21 protein-coding genes and 2 pseudogenes are annotated in these 21,924 nt (G+C 64.2%); 12 read left to right on the top strand and 11 right to left on the bottom strand.

Annotated elements, in window-relative coordinates; all coding sequences use genetic code 11:
* Nucleotides 1-539: 539 nt before the first annotated feature.
* Nucleotides 540-849 (bottom strand): annotated as a pseudogene (locus tag NCS58_RS33825) (NAD-dependent epimerase/dehydratase family protein); the annotation flags it as partial.
* A gap of 1 nt (nt 850) precedes the next feature.
* Nucleotides 851-1,026: pseudogene (locus NCS58_RS33820) on the bottom strand (cyclic nucleotide-binding domain-containing protein); the annotation flags it as partial.
* Between the two features lie 299 nt (nt 1,027-1,325).
* Here NCS58_RS33820 and NCS58_RS33815 point away from each other — a divergent pair.
* From NCS58_RS33815 to NCS58_RS33775, 9 genes are read left to right on the top strand one after another with little or no spacing between them, the layout of a single operon-like run.
* Complete coding sequence (locus NCS58_RS33815) at nt 1,326-2,702, top strand: amidase family protein (protein ID WP_250478520.1); 1,377 nt, start codon at nt 1,326-1,328, stop codon at nt 2,700-2,702.
* A gap of 31 nt (nt 2,703-2,733) precedes the next feature.
* Nucleotides 2,734-3,615, top strand: coding sequence for a polysaccharide deacetylase (locus NCS58_RS33810; protein ID WP_061117030.1), 882 nt, complete (start codon nt 2,734-2,736; stop codon nt 3,613-3,615).
* A gap of 35 nt (nt 3,616-3,650) precedes the next feature.
* Nucleotides 3,651-5,021 carry an MFS transporter gene (locus NCS58_RS33805; RefSeq protein ID WP_250478519.1) on the top strand — a complete coding sequence of 457 codons (1,371 nt, stop codon included), beginning with the start codon at nt 3,651-3,653 and terminating at the stop codon, nt 5,019-5,021.
* An 18-nt stretch (nt 5,022-5,039) separates the two neighbouring features.
* Nucleotides 5,040-5,795 (top strand): SDR family NAD(P)-dependent oxidoreductase, encoded by a 756-nt coding sequence (locus NCS58_RS33800; RefSeq protein WP_061117028.1) that lies wholly within the window; start codon nt 5,040-5,042, stop codon nt 5,793-5,795.
* Nucleotides 5,796-5,822: 27 nt separating this feature from the next.
* Entirely contained in the window at nt 5,823-6,581 is a 759-nt protein-coding gene (locus NCS58_RS33795) for an SDR family NAD(P)-dependent oxidoreductase (RefSeq protein WP_061117027.1), read from the top strand.
* A 17-nt stretch (nt 6,582-6,598) separates the two neighbouring features.
* Nucleotides 6,599-6,931 carry a hypothetical protein gene (locus tag NCS58_RS33790; RefSeq protein WP_061117026.1) on the top strand — a complete coding sequence of 111 codons (333 nt, stop codon included), beginning with the start codon at nt 6,599-6,601 and terminating at the stop codon, nt 6,929-6,931.
* On the top strand, nt 6,928-7,986 hold the full coding sequence (locus NCS58_RS33785; protein ID WP_061117025.1) for a GTP-binding protein: 1,059 nt from the start codon (nt 6,928-6,930) through the stop codon (nt 7,984-7,986). The genes NCS58_RS33790 and NCS58_RS33785 overlap by 4 nt, the downstream gene beginning before the upstream one ends.
* 32 nt (nt 7,987-8,018) lie before the next feature.
* The gene (locus NCS58_RS33780; RefSeq protein WP_061117024.1) at nt 8,019-9,200 is read left to right on the top strand and encodes a PotD/PotF family extracellular solute-binding protein; all 1,182 of its coding nucleotides are present in this window, start codon (nt 8,019-8,021) and stop codon (nt 9,198-9,200) included.
* Between the two features lie 19 nt (nt 9,201-9,219).
* Entirely contained in the window at nt 9,220-10,296 is a 1,077-nt protein-coding gene (locus NCS58_RS33775) for a GntR family transcriptional regulator (RefSeq protein WP_250539034.1), read from the top strand.
* 276 nt (nt 10,297-10,572) lie between these two features.
* On the opposite strand, the gene NCS58_RS33770 is transcribed toward NCS58_RS33775, so the two are convergent.
* The 4 genes from NCS58_RS33770 to NCS58_RS33755 are packed head-to-tail and all read right to left on the bottom strand — an operon-like array spanning nt 10,573 to nt 14,784.
* Nucleotides 10,573-11,469: an ABC transporter permease gene (locus tag NCS58_RS33770; protein ID WP_061117023.1), complete on the bottom strand. Its 897-nt coding sequence runs from the start codon at nt 11,467-11,469 to the stop codon at nt 10,573-10,575.
* 1 nt (nt 11,470) lies between these two features.
* A complete protein-coding gene (locus NCS58_RS33765; RefSeq protein ID WP_061117022.1) occupies nt 11,471-12,385 on the bottom strand; it encodes an ABC transporter permease in 915 nt (304 codons plus the stop codon).
* A gap of 16 nt (nt 12,386-12,401) precedes the next feature.
* The gene (locus tag NCS58_RS33760; RefSeq protein WP_061117021.1) at nt 12,402-13,691 is read right to left on the bottom strand and encodes a PotD/PotF family extracellular solute-binding protein; all 1,290 of its coding nucleotides are present in this window, start codon (nt 13,689-13,691) and stop codon (nt 12,402-12,404) included.
* Between the two features lie 37 nt (nt 13,692-13,728).
* Complete coding sequence (locus NCS58_RS33755) at nt 13,729-14,784, bottom strand: ABC transporter ATP-binding protein (protein WP_061117020.1); 1,056 nt, start codon at nt 14,782-14,784, stop codon at nt 13,729-13,731.
* Nucleotides 14,785-15,054: 270 nt separating this feature from the next.
* Between NCS58_RS33755 and NCS58_RS33750 the strand changes: the two genes are divergently transcribed.
* The 3 genes from NCS58_RS33750 to NCS58_RS33740 are packed head-to-tail and all read left to right on the top strand — an operon-like array spanning nt 15,055 to nt 17,262.
* On the top strand, nt 15,055-15,972 hold the full coding sequence (locus NCS58_RS33750; protein ID WP_061117019.1) for a polysaccharide deacetylase family protein: 918 nt from the start codon (nt 15,055-15,057) through the stop codon (nt 15,970-15,972).
* The gene (locus NCS58_RS33745; RefSeq protein WP_061117018.1) at nt 15,969-16,673 is read left to right on the top strand and encodes a GntR family transcriptional regulator; all 705 of its coding nucleotides are present in this window, start codon (nt 15,969-15,971) and stop codon (nt 16,671-16,673) included. The genes NCS58_RS33750 and NCS58_RS33745 overlap by 4 nt, the downstream gene beginning before the upstream one ends.
* A gap of 1 nt (nt 16,674) precedes the next feature.
* Nucleotides 16,675-17,262 (top strand): flavin reductase family protein, encoded by a 588-nt coding sequence (locus tag NCS58_RS33740; protein ID WP_061117017.1) that lies wholly within the window; start codon nt 16,675-16,677, stop codon nt 17,260-17,262.
* A 33-nt stretch (nt 17,263-17,295) separates the two neighbouring features.
* Here the strand turns inward: NCS58_RS33740 and NCS58_RS33735 are convergent, their stop codons facing one another.
* The 5 genes from NCS58_RS33735 to NCS58_RS33715 form a co-directional block, all read right to left on the bottom strand.
* Nucleotides 17,296-17,670, bottom strand: coding sequence for a glutathione S-transferase family protein (locus NCS58_RS33735; protein ID WP_061117016.1), 375 nt, complete (start codon nt 17,668-17,670; stop codon nt 17,296-17,298).
* Between the two features lie 55 nt (nt 17,671-17,725).
* A complete protein-coding gene (locus NCS58_RS33730; protein ID WP_311394693.1) occupies nt 17,726-17,884 on the bottom strand; it encodes a hypothetical protein in 159 nt (52 codons plus the stop codon).
* Nucleotides 17,885-18,086: 202 nt separating this feature from the next.
* Nucleotides 18,087-19,943, bottom strand: coding sequence for a SagB/ThcOx family dehydrogenase (locus tag NCS58_RS33725; protein WP_250478516.1), 1,857 nt, complete (start codon nt 19,941-19,943; stop codon nt 18,087-18,089).
* Nucleotides 19,944-20,305: 362 nt separating this feature from the next.
* On the bottom strand, nt 20,306-21,259 hold the full coding sequence (speB, locus tag NCS58_RS33720) for an agmatinase (protein WP_250478515.1): 954 nt from the start codon (nt 21,257-21,259) through the stop codon (nt 20,306-20,308).
* Between the two features lie 16 nt (nt 21,260-21,275).
* Nucleotides 21,276-21,827 carry a cupin domain-containing protein gene (locus NCS58_RS33715; protein ID WP_061117013.1) on the bottom strand — a complete coding sequence of 184 codons (552 nt, stop codon included), beginning with the start codon at nt 21,825-21,827 and terminating at the stop codon, nt 21,276-21,278.
* Nucleotides 21,828-21,924: the final 97 nt, after the last annotated feature.

Genomic DNA, 21,924 nt, shown 5'->3' with positions numbered 1-21,924 from the left:
TCCCTTCGTTCGTGCTTCGGATGCAACGAAATATAGGCGCCGGGAGTTAGCATTGAATGAGGTGTCGCTAGAGCAATAGCGTGCGTCGAGCGTGGCGCGCACCCGATGCGACGAGCACCTTGAAAAAGACGTGAGGAATCCATCGCTATTAAATATCGGCTTCGGATTGGTAGCAAGGGAAATTGCGCGAGCCATATCGCGGTCGATATGTCTCGTGTGTGACAAGCCATCGGGCGATTCGCACTTCGCGGTCAGCACAGGGCGCCTCGAGTCTTGCTCAAAGTTGCGTGAATGCTTCCGACGCGTGTGCTGCCGCGGCACGGGCCGGGGGCAGCTTTGATCCTGAATTGATCAATGGATCGGTGACGACAAACCCGGCCGCAGCGGCGGATGAGAAGCGCTGCTATGGAAACGCTTCGCGATGGCTTGGAGCGCCATAAAAGATGCGTCGGATTGGTTTGTTAATACGACGCGCCAGGCATTTGCATAGTGGCGGGCACAGACTGAGTGCGAAGAGATCTTCTCGGCTCGCGGACAGGCACGTGGCCAATGCGAAGGCAGTAAATGTCCGCTCCCGTGCGCACATGAAACGCCTTCGCCGTGACTTCGTTGATGACTTCGATGTGGCATAGCTGTCCGCGCGAACACTGCGCCATACGTCGTCTCGCTGGAGGCGACGATCACCTTGCGGATGCCGTACTTCGATGCCGCATCGAATATGTTGTACGTGCCCATCACGGCAATGCGGAACACCTCGTTGTCCGTCGTGACGAGAAGGCGCGCAATGGCCGCGAAATGCACGATGGCGTCGATCCGCTTCGGCTCGATGTCTTCGTCGAACTCCTTCGGCATCCTGTCCGTCCTCGGTCGAACGGTAAAGCCTGACGCTGCCGCTCTTGAGCAGATAGACATGCTCGCTCGATTCGTCAGGCCGATAAACGATGCTGTTCTTGCGCAGCGTGCGATGGTCGCTGGAGGCGGGCATTACCTCGTCGGGGCAATGTCGCTTAATGAGAGAGAGAGCAGTTCGCTCTTGCCGCCAAACCACGTTGCCGTCTCCTTAAGGTTTCCTTTCGATTTGACTCTCTTTGCAGGCGCCTGGCCCGGCCCGTGAGGAACCTTGCCCAAATCGCGCCCGTTCTAACCACCGAATATATCTTCGCGCATGGACGGATCGCCGCCCGATCGGCCTGGGAAGCCCTACCGATCCGCGACGCAGGGCGCCAGCGGCAACTAAGGGTAATCCCTCGGTTGCCGTTTTTTTTTGGCGTTTGCATCGTAAACGGATGTTGTTGACGAAATACATTTTGGTCGAGGAGCTTCGATTGCCGACTCAGCCTGCCCAAACAGCGTCCGCCGTAACGCTCGCCGCCGCGTATGCGGACGGAAGCGCAAATGTCGAAGAGGTCGTGCGCCAATCGCTCGCCGCCGCGCGCGACGCAAACAGCGCCTTCGTCTCCATCGACGAAGCCCGCGCACTCGATGAAGCCCGCGCCGCAGCCGCGCGCTGGCGCGACGGATGCCCCGCGAGCGCGCTCGACGGCGTGCCGATCGCCTGGAAGGACCTGTTCGATATCGCGGGCAGCGTCACGACGGCGGGGTCGGCGCTGTTCCGCGCCCGCGCTCCGGCAACCGTAGATGCGCCACTGGTCGCGGCGAGCGTGCGCGCGGGACTGGTCGGCATCGGCAAGACGAACCTCAGTGAATTCGCGTACTCGGGCCTTGGGCTGAACCCGCACTTCGGCACGCCTTTCAATCCCGCCTTCGACGCAACCGTCGAGGGTGGCGGGCATCGCGCGCCGGGCGGCTCGTCGTCGGGCTCGGCGATCGCGGTAGCGATGGGCGTCGTGCCGATCGCCGTCGGCACCGATACCGCCGGCTCCATCCGCGTGCCCGCCGCGCTGAACGGCGTCGTCGGCTACCGCGCGAGCCGGGCGCGCTATGCGCAGCAGGGCATGACCGGCCTGTCACGGTCCGCCGACACCATCGGCCCGCTCGCCCGTACAGCCGCCGACTGCGCCGCCTTCGACGCCGTCGTACGTGGCCGCGAAGCCGTTGGCGCGTTGCGCGACCTGCGTGGCCAGCGCTTCGTCGTGCCGACCGGATGGCAGGCGCGTTTCGCGGTGACCGACGCAGTCGCGGGCAACTTCATGCGCTTCCTGGCTCGACTGGCTAAAGCCGGCGCGCGCATGGACGAGGCGCCGGTCGTCGCCTTCGACGCCGCCTGCGATCTCATTGGCGAGCGCGGCTGGTTCGGATCGCTCGAAGCCTTCGAGACGTACCGCGGCGTGCTGGATTCCGCCGATGCCGAGCGCATCGACCAGCGCGTGCGCACGCGACTGGAACTAAGCCGCGGTGTGCCTTCATCGCGTCTCGGCGAGTTGCTCGCGGACCGGGAGCGTCTCATCGCCCGGTTCGGCGACGAACTCGCGGGCGCGACGCTGCTCCTTCCGACGCTGCCGCACGTTGCGCCGGAATGCGCGTCCCTTGAAGCCGATCCGGAACGCTTCGCCCGCGTGAACCTCGAGACGCTGTCGATGACGATGCCCGGCAGCTTCCTCGATACACCCGCCTTCGCGATGCCCACGGGCGTCGACGCGACGGGCCTTCCCACCAGCGTGCAACTCATGCGCGCACAAAACGACGACGATGCGCTCATCGCGCTCGCGCTGGCCGTCGAGCAGACGGTCGGCCTGAACTGAATCGCTCAATCGCTCAAAGGAGAACATCAAGATGGCTAAGGAAATTCTGGTCGCATTCGGCATCGACGTGGATGCGGTGGCGGGCTGGCTCGGCTCATACGGCGGCGAGGATTCGCCCGACGACATCTCGCGCGGCCTGTTCGCGGGCGAAGTCGGTTCGCTGCGTCTCTTGAAGCTCTTCGAACGCGAAAAGATCAGGACGACGTGGTTCATTCCCGGACATTCGATCGAAACTTTTCCCGAGCAGATGAAGGCGGTTGCCGACGCGGGACATGAAATCGGCATCCACGGCTACAGCCACGAAAACCCGATTGCGATGACGCCCGAGCAGGAAGAAGCGGTGCTCGACCGCAGCATCGAACTGGTGACGAAGCTGAGCGGGAAGCGGCCCACCGGCTATGTCGCGCCCTGGTGGGAGTTCAGCAACGTGACCAACGAATTGCTGGTGAAGAAAGGCATCAAGTACGACCACAGTTTGATGCACAACGACTTTCACCCGTACTACGTGCGCGTCGGCGATTCGTGGACGAAGATCGACTACAGCAAGCATCCCGACACATGGATGAAGCCGCTGCAACGCGGCCGCGAAACCGATCTCGTCGAAATTCCCGCCAATTGGTATCTCGACGACCTGCCGCCGATGATGTTCATCAAGAAAGCGCCCAATAGCCACGGCTTCGTCAATCCGCGTCATATCGAGGAAATGTGGCGCGACCAGTTCGACTGGGTATACCGCGAACACGATTACGCGGTGTTCCCTATCACGATCCATCCCGACGTCTCCGGCCGGCCGCAGGTGCTGCTGATGCTCGAACGCCTGATCGCGCACTTGCGCAAGCACGCGGGCGTGCGCTTTTGCACCTGCGACGAAATCGCCGATGACTTCCTGCGGCGTCATCCCCGCCAGTCCTGACCTCGCCCCCAAACCGACCGACACGAGTCCCGACCATGTCCACTCCCGAGCTCCAGAGGAGCAACACGATGAAAGAGAATCCGTTATCTGCTTCGGGCTTCAGGCTCGAACAGATCCTGCCGTCCGATGTGAAGCGGGCGACGGTCGTCGCGTTCTTCGCCTGGGTTTTTGCGGTCTACGACTTCATTCTGTTCGGCACGCTGTTGCCGGAAATCGGCAAGCACTACAACTGGGACGCGGCGGCGCAGGCGGAGATCGCCACGCTGGTCGCCATCGGCACGGCGGTGATCGCGTTCGCCATCGGGCCGTTACTCGACAGGCTGGGCCGCAAGGCGGGACTCCTGTGGACGGTCGCGGGGGCGGCGGTATGTTCGGGCCTGACCGTCGTCGGCGGCGCGATGGGACAGGTGCCGCTGGTGCTGATCCGCTCGCTGTCGGGTCTCGGTTACGCCGAGGAAACCGTCAACGCGACATATCTCAACGAACTGTATTCGGCCGCGAACGATCCGAAGCTCAATCGCAACAAGGGCTTCATATATAGCCTCGTGCAAGGCGGCTGGCCGATCGGCGCGCTGATCGCCTCGGGCCTGACGGCGCTGCTGTTGCCACGCATCGGCTGGCAGGGCTGCTTCATCTTCGCGACGTTTCCGGCCATCGTCATTTTCTTCATGACACGGCGGCTCAAGGAAAGCCCGCAATTCCTGCTGCACAAGCGCATCAAGCAGTTGCGCGAAGCAGGGCAGGACGGCGAAGCGCGCTCGCTCGCGAGCACCCATTCCGTCGATTACGAAGAGCACGCCCGCGCCGGTCTCGCCGAAGCGTTCCGAGGCAGCGCGCTGCGTGCGACGCTCGTGCTCGGCGGCGGCATTCTGCTGAACTGGTCGGCCATTCAGGTGTTCAGCGTGCTCGGCACCACGGTGCTCACGCAGGTACATAACGTGTCGTTCGAAAACTCGCTCCTGATTCTCGTGCTGTCGAACGTGATCGGCTATTGCGGCTATCTGAGCCACGGTTTCATCGGCGACAAGATCGGGCGGCGCAACACGCTCGCCATCGGCTGGATGTGCGGGGGGCTCGCTTTCGCGGGCATGCTGTTCGGGCCGAGCAGCGCGGGCGTCGTGGTCGCCCTATACAGCCTCGGGCTGTTCTTCCTGATCGGACCGTATTCGGCGGCGCTGTTTTTCATCGGCGAGAGCTATCACACGGCCATTCGCGGCACCGGCAGTTCGATCGTCCACGCGATGGGCCCCATCGGCGCGATCCTCGCGGGCGTCGGCGTCACCTACATGCTCAGCCACGGCGGCGACTGGCTGCACGCGGCGCTCTGGTTCGGCGCGGTGCCGTGTTTCCTGTCCGGCGTGCTGATCCTGTTCGCGCGGCACGTCGATCCCGCCGAAAACAAATAATCCGACTGGAGGAATGCTGTGAGAGTAGCTTTGATTACGGGTGCGGCGAGCGGTATCGGGCAGGCGCTGGCGGTGGCGTACGCGCAGATCGGCGTGGCGGTCGCGGGCGGTTATTTCCCCGGCGATCCGCACGATCCGCAGGCCACCGCGCATGCCGTCGAGCAAGCGCGAGGCGAGTGCCTGATGCATGCGGTCGACGTCACGCAGGCCGGGCAGGTCGAAGCCTTCGCGAACGCGGCGATGGAGCGCTTCGGGCGCATCGATTACGCGGTGGCGAATGCGGGGCTGCTGCGCGCGTCGCCGCTGACGGAGATGAGTGACGCGCAATGGCATCAGATGCTCGATGTCGATCTGTCCGGCGTGATGCGCACTTTCCGCGCGGCGGCGCGTCACATGCCGGACGGCGGCGCGATGGTGGCGGTGTCGTCGATCGCGGGCGGCGTGTACGGATGGGAGAACCACACGCACTATTCGGCGGCGAAGGCCGGCGTGCCCGGCCTGTGCCGCGCGATCGCGATGGAACTTGCGCCCCGCAACATCCGTTGCAACGCGGTGATCCCGGGGCTCATCGAAACGCCGCAATCGCTCGATGCCGTGAACTCGCTCGGACCCGACGGATTGCGCGAAGCCGCGAAGGGCATTCCGCTCGGGCGCGTGGGCAGGCCGCAGGAAATCGCTTCGCTGATTCGCTATCTCACGAGCGAGGAGGCGTCGTACATCACGGGCCAGTCGATCATCGCGGACGGCGGGCTGACCGTGCGCTGGCCAGGCTGATTCATCGCATACAGGACGCTCAACGATATGGCATCGGCATTTTCACTCGATCGCCGCCGCGCCGTCGTCACCGGCGCGGCAAGCGGCATCGGCGCGGCGATTGCGCTGGCGTACGCGCAGTCGGGCGCGCGCCTCGTGCTCGCGGACCTCAACGAAGCGCGTCTCGCCGCGCACGCCGACCTGTGCCGCGCGAGCGGCGCGCAGGTAGACACCGTCATCGCCGATGTGGGCGATGAAGCGGGCGCGCACGGCATCGTCGATCGTTGCATTGCGGCGTATGGCGGCATCGACATTCTCGTCAACAACGCGGGCATGCTGACGCAGGCGCGCTGCACCGACCTCACCACGCGGATGTGGGACGACATGCTGCGCGTCGATCTGCGCAGCGTGTTCCTGTGCTCGCGGCGCGCGTTGCCGTCGATGACGGCGCAACGCTGGGGGCGCATCATCAACGTGGCGTCGCAGCTCGGCATCAAGGGCGGCGCGGAACTCACGCATTATTCGGCGGCGAAGGCGGGCGTGATCGGCTTCACCAAGTCGCTCGCGCTCGAAGCCGCGCCCGACAATGTGCTCGTGAACGCGATTGCGCCGGGTCCTATCGAGACGCCGCTCGTGGATGGCATCAGCGCAGCGTGGAAGGAAGCGAAATCGAAGGAATTGCCGTTGCGGCGCTTCGGCCGCGCGGAGGAAGTCGCGCCGACGGCCGTGCTGCTCGCGTCCGATCCCGGCGGCAACCTGTTCGTCGGCCAGACACTCGGCCCCAATTCCGGCGATGTCATGCCCTGAAGAAAGGAGTCAGCGAAATGTGCGGTATGTGCGGTTTGCTCGGCGGCGGGCGCCACTGGTCGAACACGGTGGCGGCGGGCGAAGGCGCGAGCGCGCGGCAGCAGCGGTACGTGCAGGTCGCGCATGCGAACCGTGTGCTGGAAGGCTTCCGGCTGAAGCTCGTGGATTTTCACGGACAGTCGTTCGTGCTGTCGTCGCCGACGGGCGCGCAGGTCATCGTCGAGGACTTCATGCAGGTGTGGAAGGCGGCGGAAGGCATGCTCGGGCGTCCGCTCGATCCTTTGACCCTGTTCGATGACGACGATGACGACGATGACGACGCTGAGGACGCTGAGGAGGCGCACGCATGAGCCTCGCCTACGACGTGATTCCGGTGACCATCGTGACGGGCTTTCTGGGCAGCGGTAAATCAACCTTGCTCGCCGATGTCCTGAAGGGCGAGGCCGCGCGCGACACCGCCGTGCTCGTCAACGAATTCGGCGAGGTCGGGCTGGACCATCTGCTGATCGGCGAAGTGGATGCGCAGACCGTATTACTGGACAACGGCTGCGTCTGTTGCGCCATTCGCGGCGAACTGAAGGATGCGCTCGCCGCGCTGTTCTCGCGCCGCGCGCGTGGTGAAGTGCCGCCGTTCTCGCGCGTCGTACTGGAAACGACGGGATTGGCGACGCCCGCGCCGATCGTCGCGACGCTTCTGGGCGACCGTATCGTGTCGAGCCATTATTCGATTGCCGCGATCGTCACGGTCGTCGATGCCGTGAACGCGGGGCAGCAACGCATGCGGCATCCGGAATGGCTCGCACAGGTCACGGCGGCGGATCGTATCGTCATCAGCAAGGCGGATCTCGCGGGCGATGCTTGCGTGCTCGAAAAGACTCTTGCGCAACTGAATCCGGCAGCGCGGATCGCATGGCGAACGAACGACGCCGATGCATCGATCGTCCTGGACGAAGCGGCGAACGCGCACGACTTCGCCGATTTCGTGCGGCGCGCCGGCATGCGCGAGCACGACGCGCGCGGCGAGGTCGAAAACCCGCTCGCGCGACTGAACGCAATGCCCGGGCACCGCGAAGGCCTGGAGGCGCTCAACGCTTTCTGCATCGAGTTCGATGCACCGCTCGACTGGCCCGTGTTCACGCTCTGGCTCACGCTGCTGCTCAACCGCCACGGTGATAACATTCTGCGCGTCAAGGGCATACTCGCCTTGACCGGTGTGGCACAACCGGTCGTCGTGCATGCCGTGCATCATCTCGTGCACCCCGTTTTGCATCTCGATGCGTGGCCCGATGAAGGCGCGCGTCGTTCGCGGCTCGTTTTCATCGCGCAGGGTCTCACGCGCGAGACCGTGGCCGATTCCTACCGGCGTCTGTGCCGGCATCTCCGAACAGCCGAAACCGTCGATTGAAACCCGTCCGTCCAAGTCCGTCCGCGCCTGCCGTGCATCCGTCCAAAGTCGAGTTGCGGGTGCTCGGCACGACCGTGACGCTGCAGGAGCACATCCGCAAACGCGCGGAGCAGGATCTCGGCATCCGGCTGCGTTTTATCGTGCAGGATGGCGGCGCGGTACAGCGCGACGGCGCGATGCATCCCGACCGCTACGAGCTTTACGACCAGTGGTTCCACAGCCTCGACTGCGTGTGGCCGACGCACGCGCTGCAACCCATCGAACTGGCGCGCATCCGGCGCTGGAATGAAGTCAACGCCCTGCCGCGCACGGGGCAGATGGATCCCGCACATCAAGCCACGAACGCCGGCTGCGCGCCCGCCGACCGGCTGTACGTGCAGCCGGACGGATCGCTCGGACGCGAGGCGAGCGAGCGCATCAGCATGCTGCCCCTCACGCACAACGCGGACAGCTTCGTTTATCTCGAAGACGCCATGCCTGCCTCCCTCACCGAAACGGACGAGAGCTGGGCGTGGTTACTCGCGCCAGAGTTGTCAGGACGCGTCGCATTGCAGGCGGATGCCGCCATCGGCGCGATCGATGCGGCGCTGGCTGTCGAAGCGAGCGGGCTCATGCGCTTCGACGACATCGGCAATCTGGATATCGAGGAAATCGACGGGCTGATCGCCATTCTCAAAGACTACAAGCGGCGAGGGCACTTCGCGGGCTTCTGGTCGAGTTTCGCCGAAGCCGCGCAACTGATGATCGCGAACAAGGTGGCGATCCAAAGCATCTGGTCGCCGGCGACCATCGAACTGGAGCGCGCGGGCTTGAAGTTCCGGCTGGCTCGGCCGCGCGAGGGTTATCGCGCGTGGTTTGGGGGTATCGGCATATCGCGGCTCGCGCATGGCCGTGTGCTGGATGCCGCGTACGATTATCTGAACTGGTGGCAGGAAGGTTGGGCAGGCGCGACGGTGGCGCGGCAGGGCTTCTACATCTCCAATCCGGAACGCTCGCGCGCGCACATGGACGCCGCCGAATGGTCCTACTGGTACGATGGTGCCCGCGCGAGCGCCGACCTTCCCGGCCCCACCAGCAAGCATCTGGTGCCCGTGGGTCAGATGCGGGACGGCGGCAGCTACCTCGCGCGCATGAGCCGAATCGCGGTCTGGGATTCGGTGATGGATGAGCACAACTACCTCGTGCGCCGCTGGACCGAATTCATGCGGTCCTGAAGGCGAAGTTCGTTCGACGATGACAAGACGCGCAGGCGCCACCCGATCTTCACGACCCGACGCGGCAACGCGCCGGCTGCCCGACATCGGCTCGACCGATGTCTCGCCCGAAGCCGACAGCCGTCTTCGTTACCGCGTGATTCACGATCAACTGAAATCGGCGATTGCACTTGGCAATATCGCGCCGGGACTCGTGCTGCTGGAAGGGCCGGTCGCACGAATTTTCGGCACGAGCCGCGTGCCGGTGCGAAAGGCGTTCGAGATGCTGCACGCGGGCGGCTTGCTCATCACCTTCGAAGGGCGCGGCTATCTCGTCGCGCGTGCGGACGGCAGCGCGCCGGAACCGCTGCGTGCGCCCATCTCCGAAGAAACGCTGGCCTTCGACCGTCCGCCCGAGCCGCTCGATATTCCGACCAACGCCGAGCGCATCTACGACTCGCTCGAAGCCGCCATCTCGTTGGGCATCGTGTTCGGGCATTTCCGCATCGACGAGAGCCATGCGGCCGAAGCGTTCGGCGTGAGCCGCGGCACTGTGCGCGAAGTGCTCAACCGTCTGCGCGATCGGGGACTCGTCGAAAAGTCAGCGTATTCGCACTGGCTGTGCGGACCGCTCACCGCGCGCGCCGTGCGGCAGGATTACGAACTGCGTGTGCTGCTCGAACCGGCCGCGTTGCGCGCCAGCGGTCCGACGCTGCCGCGCGAGAAGCTCGAAGCGGCGTTGCGCGATATCGAACGCGCCATCGACGATCCGGACTCTGTTCATGCCGCGGCGCTGCATCACCTCGAAACCACGCTGCACGACACGTTTCTCGCGGGCGCATCGAACCGCAAACTGCTCGCGACGATCAGCCATGCGCACATGCCGTTGATCGTCAATCACGCCTTCTATGACGCGTTCCGCTTGCATCCCGAAATGGGCACGCTAACCGAGCACCGGACGGTCATTGAACTGTTGTTGCAAGGAAAGTTCGACGCAGCGTCCGAAGCGCTTGCGGCGCACCTCAGGAACGGCGAAACACGCACGCGGCAGCGATTGAAAGTGCTTGCTGTGCTGCCCGATCCAGACCTGCCGGCTTATATGCATAGAATCGCCTAGTGACGAAAAGTAAAAACAATCCCTGACGCTCGGCTGGTCTTGCGCAGATATTCGAGCGGGCGAGCAGTATCGCGAGCTGCAAGGTTGAGCTTGCAACCTTCTCTCCGATGCGTACGTCGCCGATGGCGCGATGCGTGTCGGCGTGCTCATTCCCGGCTCGAAGACGGACAAGGGCTGGATGGATTCGGACTCGACGGCGTGCTCGCCGCGCAGAAGGCGTTCGGGCCGAAGCGCGTTTGTGGCGGGAGAGCGGGTGCTCGAACTGACGTAGGCCCTTCAGTTGACGAGCTTTCGGCGCTTTGCAATCGATCTCACGATCAACAGGCCGCCGACCATCACCGCAAGCGACATCAGCGTCGTCACCGTGCCGAGCGCGTAGATGACGGGCGTCGTCACGGATGTCGTCAAGCCCTGCAATTCGAGCGGCAGCGTGTTCTGGTCGCCTATCGCCTGCGAGGTTCGCGCTATTTCATCCCACGACAGCGTGAAGCCGAACATGCCGACACCGATCACGGAAGGCCCGATGATCGGCAGCACCACGTGTTTGAACGACTGCCACGGCGAAGCGCCGAGATCGCGCGCCGCTTCCTCGTATGCGGGATTGAAACGGTTGAACACGGCGAACATCACGAGCAGGCCGAACGGCAGCGTCCACGTGAGATGCGCACCGAGCGCCGAGGTGAAGAGACCCATCGACGTGGCCCAGCCATCCGCGAACGACTGGAAGCCCCATTCGTTCGCCAGATATTTGATGAGCGTATCGAGCAGGCGAAAGGTGAGGCCGATGCCGAGCGATACGATGATCGACGGCATGATGAGGCTCGCCACGGAGACATAGAACACCGCGGTATCGCCGCGAAAGCGCCGCCTGAACGCAAGGCCCGCGCTCAGTGAGAACAGCACGGTCAGCACCGTTACTGCGAGCGCGAGCTTCACGGAGCGTCCGAACGCGGCCCAGATGTCGATATCTCCGACGCCGTCGCGCAACGCCGCGAACCAGTGCAGCGACACGCCGCGCATCGGGAAGGTGAGACCGCCTTCAGGACCCTGGAAGGACAGAATGAAGATCGTGATGACCGGCCCGTACAGGAACAGCACGAATAGCCCGAAGAGGAGCGAGAGCCAGTAGAAGCTCGCGGGCCGATGTTCCCGATGCGCGATTGCACCCGCCATGTCACAGCTCCTTTCTGATATCGACGACGCGCGTGAGCGCCCACACGATCATCAGCACGACGGCAAGCAGGATGATCGCGTTGGCCGCCGCGGCGGGGAACTGCAGGTAGCCGGTCTGCACCTGGATGATCTTGCCGACCGAGGCGATCTGCTGTCCGCCCATCACGCCCACGGTGAGGAAGTCGCCCATCACGATCGTGACGACGAAGATCGAGCCGATCACGATGCCCGTCTTCGATAGCGGCAGCACCACCTCGCGGATGACCTGCCAGCCGCTCGCGCCGGCGTCGCGCGCCGCTTCGAGCAGAGCACGGTCGATGCGTATCATCGCGTTGAAGATCGGCACAATCATGAAGAACGTGTAGAGATGCACGAACGCGAGCACGACCGAGAAGTTCGAGTACAGCAGCCATTCGATCGGCCGGTCGACGAGATGCGCCGACATCAGTGCCTGATTTACGAGTCCGTTGCGCCCGAGAAGCGGAATCCACGAGATCATGCGGATCACGTTCGAGGTCCAGAACGGAATGGTGCAGACGAGGAACAGCACGGTCTGCATCGCGGTCGTGCGCACGTGAAAGGCGAGGAAGTACGCGAGCGCGAAGCCGAGCACGAGCGTCACCGCCCACACGATCGCGCAGAACCTGAGTGTCGACCAGTACGTCTTGAAGGTCACGCACACGTCCGTGGACGAACCGCAGCCGTCGAATATCGCCGCGTAGTTCTTCAGGGTGAAGGCCGGGATGATCTGATATTCGTTGAAGTCCCAGAAGCTCACGATCAGCGTGATCACAAGCGGCACGATGAAGAACAGCAGGAAGGTCAGCGTGAGGGGCGTCGCCTGCAGCCACGCGCTCACGCGCCGGTGACGCACCGGCGTCTGTTTCGCCTGCTCGAGATATTCGACTGAAGCCATCGTGAGCGGCGCTCCCTTATGCGGCGATGAACTCGTTCCATTTCTGGACCATGTAGATGTTCTCGTCCATCACCGCGTTCCAGCAGGCGATCGCGCCCATGCGCTGGCTGTACGAGCCGCCGTCGCGCACGGTGCCGGCCTTCTCCAGCAACTGGCCGTCGGGTGCCTTGATGTCTTGCGCCGCGGGCTTGCCTTCCATCCAGTAGTCCCACTCGTAGGCCTGCATGTGCGACTTGGCCGTTTCGGTCACGCCGGGGTAGTAACCCTGGCGCATCAGATACGCGCCCGCCCAGCCGTCCTGGAACCAGTTGACGAATTCATACGCGGCATCGAGTTTCTTGCCCTGCAGCGAACGGGGAAAGCCGAAGCCCGAGGCCCACGAGCGATAGCCTTCCTTGAGCGGCTGGAACTTGCACGCGATGCCCATCGTGCGGACCTTGGTGACGGCGGGCGACCACATCGACTGGATCACCACTTCGCCCGACGCCATCAGATTCACGCTCTCGTTGAAGTCGCGCCAGAACGCGCGGAACTGTCCCGCGCGCTTTGCTTCGATCAGCACCTTGATGGTCTGGTCGATCTCCGCCTTCGTCATGTTGCCCTTGTCGCCGTACTTGACGTGACCCGTCGCCTCGATCGCCATGGCCGCATCCATGATGCCGATGGCCGGAATGTTGAGCAGCGCGGCCTTCCCCTTGAACTGCGGGTCGAGCAGGTCGGCCCATGTCGTCACGGGCCGCGAGATCAGATCCGGGCGGATGCCGAGCGTGTCCGCGTTGTACGTCGTGGGGATGAGCGTCATCCATTCGGTGGGCGTCGCGCTGAACTCGGTCGAGCGCGCGCCCTTGAGGAACATCACCTTCTTCGGCGCGGTGCCCTGATCGCCGATCTTCTTGCCGTTCACCTCGCCCTTGGTCAATACGGGCGTGATCTTGTCGGCGAGCTTGATGCGCTTCGCATCCATGCCCGCGAGCGTACCGGCGGGAATCAGCTTCTTGAGCGAGAAGTATTCGGTGTCGACGATATCGAACGAATTGGGTTGCGTGATGATGCGCTTGGTCACGTCGTCGGTCGTGACGGGAATGTATTGAATCTCTATGCCCGTATCTTCCTTGAACTTCTTCGCGATCTCCGCGCTCTGGTTCACCGCGGTGCCGAGATAGCGCAATGTGATCTTCTCCTGCGCGTGCACATACGGAAACCCGGCGATGCCCGCCGCCGCCACCGCGCCCTTGATGAACGTGCGGCGTGAAATGCCTGCGTTCTTGGTGTCTGCTTCGCGTGCGCTGGCTTGTTCGTCGTTCATGGACGTTCCTCGAATTTAAAGTTGTGAATGCCTGAGTTCACGCGGCGAGCGGATGCGCGTTCTGCTCGTCCCACCACACCGTCACGCGCGCGCCGGGGCCGGCGCGTTGCGCGTCGTAGTCGGCGTCGCTGATCATCGAGACGAGCTCGGGAGAGCCGTCGAGCGGATCGAGCGTCATGCGCAGATGCGTGCCCTGATACTCCGCTTCGCGCACCGTGCACGCGAGCCCGCCGATGCGCAGAAGACCGCTGTTGCCCGCGCTCGTGCCGGGCGCGACGCCCTGCGGCGCGATGCGCAGATGATCCGCGCGCACCGTGAAGAGCCGCCCGCTCGAGGCGAGCACGTTATGACCGCCCAGAAAGCGCGCGACGAATTCCGTGCGCGGCCGGTTGAATACGTCGAAAGGCGTGCCGCTCTGCTCGATATGACCGTGACTCATCACGACGACGAGATCCGCGAGCGCCATCGCTTCCTCCTGCGAATGCGTGACGTGCACGAAGGTGATGCCGAGTTCCTTCTGCCAGCGCTTGAGTTCGGCGCGCATCTGCACGCGCAGGAAGGGATCGAGCGCGGACAGCGGCTCGTCGAGCAGCAGGCAGCGCGGCTCGTTGAGGAGCGCTCGCGCAAGCGCAACGCGCTGCTGCTGTCCGCCCGAGAGTTGCGCAGGCTTGCGGCTCGCGTAGGCCGACATCGCGACGAGTTCCAGCAGTTCGCCCGCGCGCTTCCTGCGGGCTTCCTTCGCGACGCCGCGCACCTTGAGGCTGAAAGCGACGTTGTCGAGCGCCGAGAGATGCGGGAAGAGCGCATAGCTCTGAAACACCATGGCCGTGCCGCGCGCGACCGGCTGCTCGCGCGTGACATTGCGCCCGCCGATCAGCACATCGCCTTCGGAGACCCATTCGTGGCCCGCGATCATGCGCAGCGTCGACGTCTTGCCGCAGCCGGACGGCCCGAGCAGACAGCAATACGCTCCGCCGGGAATGCGCAGGTCGATGGCGTCGACGGCGAGCGCATCGCCATAGCGCTTCGAAACATGCACGAGCTCGATATCGGCCGGGCTCGCGCGAACCACCGTGGATGCCGGTTGAACCATGAAGGCTTGTCCTGTTGAAGACGCTGATGGAATACAGCGGGCAAGCCATTGCAAGACATATGCCATTCGTGCGCGGGCGCACGGTCGAGCCGCACGACCAGAACGCTGCCACATACGCTGACAGCAGGTGTCGACGAATTGGCGCGCATATTGCACACGATCACGGACCCCGATCGTCAGCATCTGCAGACGCCTGGCGTGTGCGATCGAGGTGCGGATCAGGTCCGCTATGGGGCACGACATAACCAAACCGGTTCATCACACTCGACAATGAACGACTTCGCTCCGTTGAAGACGCATGGACGCTTCGACTATCGGCCGATCCACGAAAGCGATGGATATCGCTGGCCGAACGGCGCGGGCCTCGCGGTCTATCTCGGCTTCAACCTCGAACACTTCGCGTTCGGCGAGGGGCTGGGCGCTGCGCTCGGGCCGTTGTCGCCGCAGCCCGATGTGCTCAATTACAGCTGGCGCGAGTATGGCAATCGTGTGGGCGCGTGGCGCTGCATCGAACTGTTCGATGCGCTCGACCTGCCCGCGGGCACGCTCATCAATACGTCGCTTTATGATCACTGTCCCGCGCTCGTCGAAGCATGCGCCGCGCGTGGCGACGAACTCATCGCGCACGGTCACACGAACGCGCAGCGCCAGAGCGATCTCGACGAAGACGGCGAACGCGCGCTGCTCTCGCACTGCCGCGCACGCATGCTCGAATGCTCCGGCGCAGCGCCTTCGGGATGGCTCTCGCCGTGGATCTCCGAATCGCATCGCACGCCGGACCTGCTCGCCGAGACGGGTTTCCGTTACACGCTCAACTGGTGTCACGACGACCGGCCCGTACGCATGAACACGCGCGGCGGCCCGCTGTGGTCGATTCCGTATCCGCAGGAGCTGAACGACCTGCCGATGATCATGGCGCGTCACATGGACATGCGCGACTTCGCGGATATGATCATCGACCAGTTCGACGAGATGCTCGAGCAGACGCTGCGCGCGCGCACGCCGCAGGCGCTCGTGATGGGCATCGCGCTGCATCCGTATATCGTCGGGCAGCCGTACCGGTTGCGGCATTTGCGGCGTGCGCTGGCGCATATCGCAGCGGCGCGCGAGGACATCTGGCTCGCGACGCCCGGGGCGGTCGCGCGTCATGTCGAAGAAGCCGTGCCCATGCCGGCGCAGGCCGCATGAAGAGCGGGAAGGAGAGCGCGGACGCGCGCGTCTATCGGTCGATTTTCGAAGGCGTGCTCAATCGCAGGCTCGCGCCTGGCACGAAACTGCCCGAGCCCGAGTTATGCGCGCTGTTCGGCGTGGGCCGCGCGGCGGTGCGGCGCGCGCTGGAAAAGCTCGCATACGACGGCATCGTCGTGCTGCGTCCGAACAGGGGCGCGGTGATCGCGCAGCCGACCCGCGAGGAGACGCGCGCGATTTTCGAGGCGCGGCGTTCGGTCGAGCGTGCGCTCGTCGAACTCGCGGCGGAGCGCGCGAGCGCCGCCGATATCGCCGCGTTGCGCGGACAACTCGACGAGGAACACGAGGCGATGCATCGCTTCGATCAGCCATCGTGGGCGCGGCTTGCGAGCGCTTTTCATCTGCGTATTGCGACGCTTGCGGGCAATGCGATCCTCGAACACTATCTCAGCGAACTGATCTCACGCTGCTCGTTGATCGTCGGCGCTTACGAGCCGGCCGGCAACGCGCCGTGCGAGCACGACGAGCACACCGCCATCCTCGATCACCTCGAAGCGCGCGATGCCGCGGGCGCGATCGCGCACATGATGGCGCATCTGCGCAGCCTGGAGGCGCGCATCGAGACATCGCGCATGCCGGGCGCAAACGGACTCGCGCATCTGCTCGGCATCGATCCCGCGCAACGAACCGCAGTGGAGTGACATGGAAATCGATTTCGAAGCAATTACCGAGTACCAGCGTTACCAGCTAATGGCGAGTCTGATCGTGCCGAGGCCCATATCGCTCGTCACGACGCTCGGCGCGGACGGCACCGTGAATGCCGCGCCGTTCTCCATGTTTAATATGCTGGGCGAAGAGCCGCCCATCGTCATGATCAGCATCAACCGGCTGGCGGACGGGACGTTGAAGGACACCGCGGTGAATGTCCCGCGCGAAAAGGAGTTCGTCGTGCATCTCGCCGATGAAGCCATCGCGCAGCAGATGCATCGCTGCGGCGAACGCTTCGCCCCGGATGTCTCCGAGCTCGAACAGGTGGGCTTGAGCACGCTTGCCTCGACGCGCGTGAGGCCGCCGCGCATCGCCGAGGCGCCCGTCGCGTTCGAGTGCGCGTTATGGGAGACGCTCGAAACGGCGAGCCGCCACATCTTCATCGGACGCGTGCTGATGCTTCATGCGCGTGACGAACTCATCGATATCGATACATGGCGCGTCCGCCTGGAGCATTACTTTCCGGTGGGACGCTTCGGCGCGAGCGACTACGTGACGACGCGTGACCGCTTTCGGATGTGATGGCGCATGGCCGTGCGCTGCGGGCCAGGCCTTTCACCAACCGATGCAACGCTTTTCATCGGTTTCACGATCAGGTTGGTCATCGTCGAAATCGACCGAATGACTCGTCGTCGTCAACGACGCGCGAATTCGATGATCTTCCGGTAGCAGGCGACCGGCCGCTTTTCCACCGTAGCAGACGATCGAGCTTGACCGGGTTGCGACGAACGGTGCTTCGTCCTGTGTCTGCTCGACCAAAACAGGTGCTTTTGTCGCCGGGTTCAGCGCCAGATGTGCGGATTGCTTCTGCTCGTGAGTCGCGAGATCGACGAATCGAATCGTGTAGAGCAAATCGGCTTCTTCCAGAACGATCACTGCGCGGATGCAGTTGCCGGACGGAGCACCGTGAAGCTCCAAGATATTCGTCATTTCAAGATCCCTTGCGCCCGTTGTTGAATTCGCGGCCGCGATCATCGAATGAGACTCACTCGACGACGATCGTCGGGCTACCAGGGACACAGTGCATCCGCTCGAAAGGTTTTGACGGAATGGTCGAGATGGCTGTGCGCTGGCCCAGCGTGAACGCCACCACTGCGGCGGCGTTCGAGGCTTTGCCGGGCGGCAGCGCTTCGTCCACGACAATGACACAACGCTCCGGCTCGGGCGGGGCTTCAATGGCGTCGTTCGCTGGTCACCTATGAAGCGCTTTTCGGCGTGCCTCGCATGTCGGGGAGTGCGCCCCGTGTGTCGCCCAGCGCGTGTGAGCGGTTCCTGTCATACCCTCGAGACGCGCTTCGCGCACCTGCGCGTGGGCCCGAGCGCGTCCGTCAGCATGCGCGAGCCTTCTACGTTCCCGTCGACACGCCGAGCGCCGCGAAGTGCAACACCCATTCCCTTTGCCCATCGACATCGATCAGGGCCGCCGCTTCGTCGTCGTAAAACCCGCCCACCGGGCAGGCGGCCAAGCCGCGCGCGACCGCGCCTAGCAGCCAGCGCTCGCCCAGCATCCCCGCCTCGATAAAGGCATGGCGATAACCACGCGCACCTTCCGCCAGCATGTGCGCGCGATCGGCGGAAAGCACCAGCACGACGGCGGCGTTGCCGATCACGTCCTGCGACAATGCGGCCGCCTGAGCCGCAGCGGCGGAATCGTTGTCGCGCACCCGTACCAGCGCGTGCTGAGGCAGGTAGCGATACACGCCCGGCCGAAGCCCTTCGACACGATTGACGACCAGATTGATACGGATGGCGCCCGATAGCTGGGGCGGCAGCGCCATGTCGGCCAGCATCGATGACATCGTCGCGAGCGGCACCGCATCGTCGAGGAAGCGCCGCTGGCTCCGCCGCTGGACTATCGTGTCGGTCACGCCTGCGGCGGCGGGCTCAGGCGCCGGTAGCGCGATATGCCCGGCGCCCGCCTCGTCGGGCAATAGCTGCAGCGACGTGGCCCGGTGCACCATGCCCGTCACCCCGATTGTCAGGCCGGAGGGAACCGGCGGCGCTGCGAAGCGCGCGCGCAAAGCTTCGCCGGTGGAGTCCACGGCGCTGGGTGCGGGCCGCAGATCCATGACGGCGAGCACGCCTTCCTCGAGGCCATCAACACCGATGGTTTTGGCGGCCAGCATCTCGTCAAAGCGCGCGACGAGCGTCGCGCGCATTCCTGCCTGATGCCCCGCGAGCCGCAGATTCTCGAGCAAGTGGCCAGCGTCCGCAACCGCATAGCGGTAGGCCCGGTCACGGTACTTGTAGCCGGTGCGGCGGAACACCGCAGTCAGCACCACGACCGCGTCGGCGCCGTCTGCCTGAGGCGCGCCGAGTGCGAGCGGAGCCGCGCCCAGCGCGTCGAGCCGATCGTGCTCCGGGTCGTAGTGATAAAGCCCGGCCGGCAAGCCCTCGACCTTGTGTGCCAGGACATAGAGCTCGCTGGGAAACAGCGCGCCGGAAGATGGAGAGGCGCGCAACGCCAGGCCGCCGCGCCGCGCCGTGATGCCGGCCGAGAGGTATAGCATCTCGCCCAACTCGGCAACGCTCAGGCTCCGTTCGCGCGACGAGGGCGCGCGCAGCGCGTCGCTCAGGCCGCGCTCGTGGGTCCTGTCGCGCGCGAGGGCGATGTGCGGCACGTCGGGGTAGCGCTTGAAAGCGGGCGGCGGTGCACCCCATTCGACCCCCGGCGCGCGCTGGAACACGCGGCTGCGCGACTCGGACGAGAATTCGTGATAACGGGCCACGGCGTCGACTGGTCCAGATCCGGCTTCGGAGGCGTTGGTCCAGCGGACGGCGACTTCGCTGGCGCCGTGACGCGTGCCGAGGAAGAACGCCATGCCGAGAGCGGCGAGGACGGTCAGCGCCTTGCCGACCGCGACCGGGCCGTGCCTGCCACCGCGGGTGGACTGCTGCGCTGGCTGGGACGGTGCGAGCCGCAGCCAGCGGAACACGGCCGGCAGATTGAAAACCAGGTGCACGGAGACAAGCAGCAGCGTGCAGTAGCCAAACAGGTAGTGCCAGTCGAACACCGGCAACTGCTGATTGGCCACCCAGAACACACCGAGACTTGCCGTCGTCAACAGGTAGGCGATCAACAGCAGGCTGGTTTGCACATTGAGCGCCTGACGCGACGGTGTCCGTCCGCGCCACGTCGACACGGTGACATACAGTGCATACATCGAAAGCGGCAATAGGACCCAAATGATCTTTGAAACCATGTCCTGACGCGCCTTGCTGAAATGTGGAGAATGCGACGGAGCCTAAACTCTATCCTTGTCCGCCTGGCGAGGCTACAGGCTGTCAAGATGCCGAAAGAGATTGATCGAGCCAAAATTGCGTTCGACGAGCGCGTGCTGAACTGTTCACGATTACGTGGGAATCGTTACGTGAGTTACTCGTACCGAAAAAGCGGCGCCGGGACATGCAAAGCAAAACGAAGTCCGGTAGACCGACGCTACCCGTGGGGTCCAGCCGCTCACTCGATTCGATACAGGAGCACGGCATTGTTGATGAGCCAATGTACAGAACCTACGCCGCCAACGGTCCGACCCGCTCTCTAAACTTCCGAGCAGAAGCTGTGCTAGCGTCGGCTCGATCGCGCCTGACGTGCCGCGAACAGACACAGTATCTCGTACATCATGGTTGCGGCGACAAGCGCGGTGTTGCCGCTCGGATCATACGGCGGCGACACTTCCACCACATCACCGCCGACCCAGTTCAGCCCGTCGAGCCCACGCAAAAGCGCGAGCGTTTCGCGCGTCGTCAGCCCACCAATTTCCGGCGTGCCGGTGCCGGGTGTGAAGACGGGATCGAGACCATCGACATCGAGCGAAAGATAGACGGGCGCATCGCCCACCACCCGTCGCGCTTCTTCTACAATCGCCGCCGGCCCGCGTTCCTCGAACTCTTCGATGAACACCACGCGCATGCCGTGATCCAGAGAATAACGCCAGCCTTCGTCGGTATTCTGCGCGCCGCGTATGCCGATCTGAATAGTACGCGTGGGATCGAGCAAACCCGCTTCGACCGCACGTCTGAACGGTGCGCCGTGCGTAAACTTTGAGCCTTTGAACGCGTCCCAGGTGTCGGTGTGCGCATCGATATGCACGAGCGCGAGCGGTTGCTTCGGCGCGATGGCCTGGAAGACCGGATAGGTAATCGAGTGATCGCCGCCCGCGATCAGCGCCATTTTTCCAGCACGGAACACGGGTTCGAAAAAGCGGCGGATATCGGCGTGCGCGGCTTCGAGATCGTACAGATGCTCGAAGGGCACATCGCCGATATCGGCCACGCGGCACGCTTCGAACGGATTGAAGCGCGTGACGTGATGGATGGCGCGCATCATCGTCGACATATTGCGGATTTCCCGCGGGCCAAAGCGCGCGCCCGGACGCGCGGTGACGCCGCCATCGAAGGGCACGCCCGCCAGCGCGATATCGAGCGCCGCGAGATCGCGCTCGAACGGCACGCGCATGAAAGTGGGAATGCCCGCGAAGCGCGGCAACTGCATCTGCGAAAGATCGGTGCTGGCCATGATAGGAGTTCAGTGATCAGAACGTGGGTGGCGTGTTGACCCACAGAATGCGCGCGACCGTATCGCCCGGATTTCGATAGCTGTGCGGCTCGGTGCTCGGAAAATAGAACGAATCGCCCGCCTTGAGCGAATAGCTCTGATCGCCGAGCGTGAGTTCCAGTTCGCCTTCGAGCACATAACCCAACTCTTCGCCGACGTGATGAATCTGCTCGTCGCTGCGCGCGAGCGGTTCGAGAACGTGGATATCGCCCTGAAGCAACTGGCCCGGACTCGGCACGACGAGTCGTTCGAGCAGGATGGAGCCCTCGGCACGTCTGCGTTTGTCGGCCGCCGGAGCGGCTCGCGTGCCCGGAAAGCGCACCGAGGGCCGCTCGCTCGCGCGCTGAACGGGCGAAGCCGTGAGGGCCGGCGCGGACAGCAGCGCCGCGATGTTGGTGTCGAGCGCAATGGCGAGCTTGTGCAGCGTGGCGAGCGATGGCGTCGCGTGGCCGCCTTCGACCTTCGACAGAAGACTTTCCGAGCAACCCGCCGCTCCCGCGAGCACCTTGAGCGTCATCTGCCGCACCATGCGCGCATGACGCAGACGCGTGCCGAGGCCATCGGCGGCGGAGGCCGGCGCGGCGTCGGCTTTAGGAGAAGTACGCGCTGCAGGTGAGGAAGGTCGT

The sequence above is a fragment of the Caballeronia sp. INML3B genome (assembly GCF_023631305.1).
GTDB lineage: Bacteria > Pseudomonadota > Gammaproteobacteria > Burkholderiales > Burkholderiaceae > Caballeronia > Caballeronia turbans.
The sequence above is the reverse complement of the archived record's forward strand: the minus strand, read 5'-3'. Positions and strand labels throughout refer to the sequence as shown.

What these genes read in the sequence shown, in the direction of transcription:
- NCS58_RS33790 (WP_061117026.1), top strand. Translation starts at nt 6,599, where the DNA reads ATGTGCGGTATGTGCGGTTTGCTCGGCGGCGGGCGCCACTGGTCGAAC.
- NCS58_RS33735 (WP_061117016.1), bottom strand. Translation starts at nt 17,670, where the DNA reads ATGACGAATATCTTGGAGCTTCACGGTGCTCCGTCCGGCAACTGCATC.
- NCS58_RS33745 (WP_061117018.1), top strand. Translation starts at nt 15,969, where the DNA reads ATGAAGAGCGGGAAGGAGAGCGCGGACGCGCGCGTCTATCGGTCGATT.
- NCS58_RS33770 (WP_061117023.1), bottom strand. Translation starts at nt 11,469, where the DNA reads ATGGCGGGTGCAATCGCGCATCGGGAACATCGGCCCGCGAGCTTCTAC.
- NCS58_RS33750 (WP_061117019.1), top strand. Translation starts at nt 15,055, where the DNA reads ATGAACGACTTCGCTCCGTTGAAGACGCATGGACGCTTCGACTATCGG.
- NCS58_RS33760 (WP_061117021.1), bottom strand. Translation starts at nt 13,691, where the DNA reads ATGAACGACGAACAAGCCAGCGCACGCGAAGCAGACACCAAGAACGCA.
- NCS58_RS33795 (WP_061117027.1), top strand. Translation starts at nt 5,823, where the DNA reads ATGGCATCGGCATTTTCACTCGATCGCCGCCGCGCCGTCGTCACCGGC.
- NCS58_RS33775 (WP_250539034.1), top strand. Translation starts at nt 9,220, where the DNA reads ATGACAAGACGCGCAGGCGCCACCCGATCTTCACGACCCGACGCGGCA.
- NCS58_RS33725 (WP_250478516.1), bottom strand. Translation starts at nt 19,943, where the DNA reads ATGGTTTCAAAGATCATTTGGGTCCTATTGCCGCTTTCGATGTATGCA.
- speB (WP_250478515.1), bottom strand. Translation starts at nt 21,259, where the DNA reads ATGGCCAGCACCGATCTTTCGCAGATGCAGTTGCCGCGCTTCGCGGGC.
- NCS58_RS33755 (WP_061117020.1), bottom strand. Translation starts at nt 14,784, where the DNA reads ATGGTTCAACCGGCATCCACGGTGGTTCGCGCGAGCCCGGCCGATATC.
- NCS58_RS33810 (WP_061117030.1), top strand. Translation starts at nt 2,734, where the DNA reads ATGGCTAAGGAAATTCTGGTCGCATTCGGCATCGACGTGGATGCGGTG.
- NCS58_RS33785 (WP_061117025.1), top strand. Translation starts at nt 6,928, where the DNA reads ATGAGCCTCGCCTACGACGTGATTCCGGTGACCATCGTGACGGGCTTT.
- NCS58_RS33805 (WP_250478519.1), top strand. Translation starts at nt 3,651, where the DNA reads ATGTCCACTCCCGAGCTCCAGAGGAGCAACACGATGAAAGAGAATCCG.
- NCS58_RS33740 (WP_061117017.1), top strand. Translation starts at nt 16,675, where the DNA reads ATGGAAATCGATTTCGAAGCAATTACCGAGTACCAGCGTTACCAGCTA.
- NCS58_RS33715 (WP_061117013.1), bottom strand. Translation starts at nt 21,827, where the DNA reads ATGGTGCGGCAGATGACGCTCAAGGTGCTCGCGGGAGCGGCGGGTTGC.
- NCS58_RS33765 (WP_061117022.1), bottom strand. Translation starts at nt 12,385, where the DNA reads ATGGCTTCAGTCGAATATCTCGAGCAGGCGAAACAGACGCCGGTGCGT.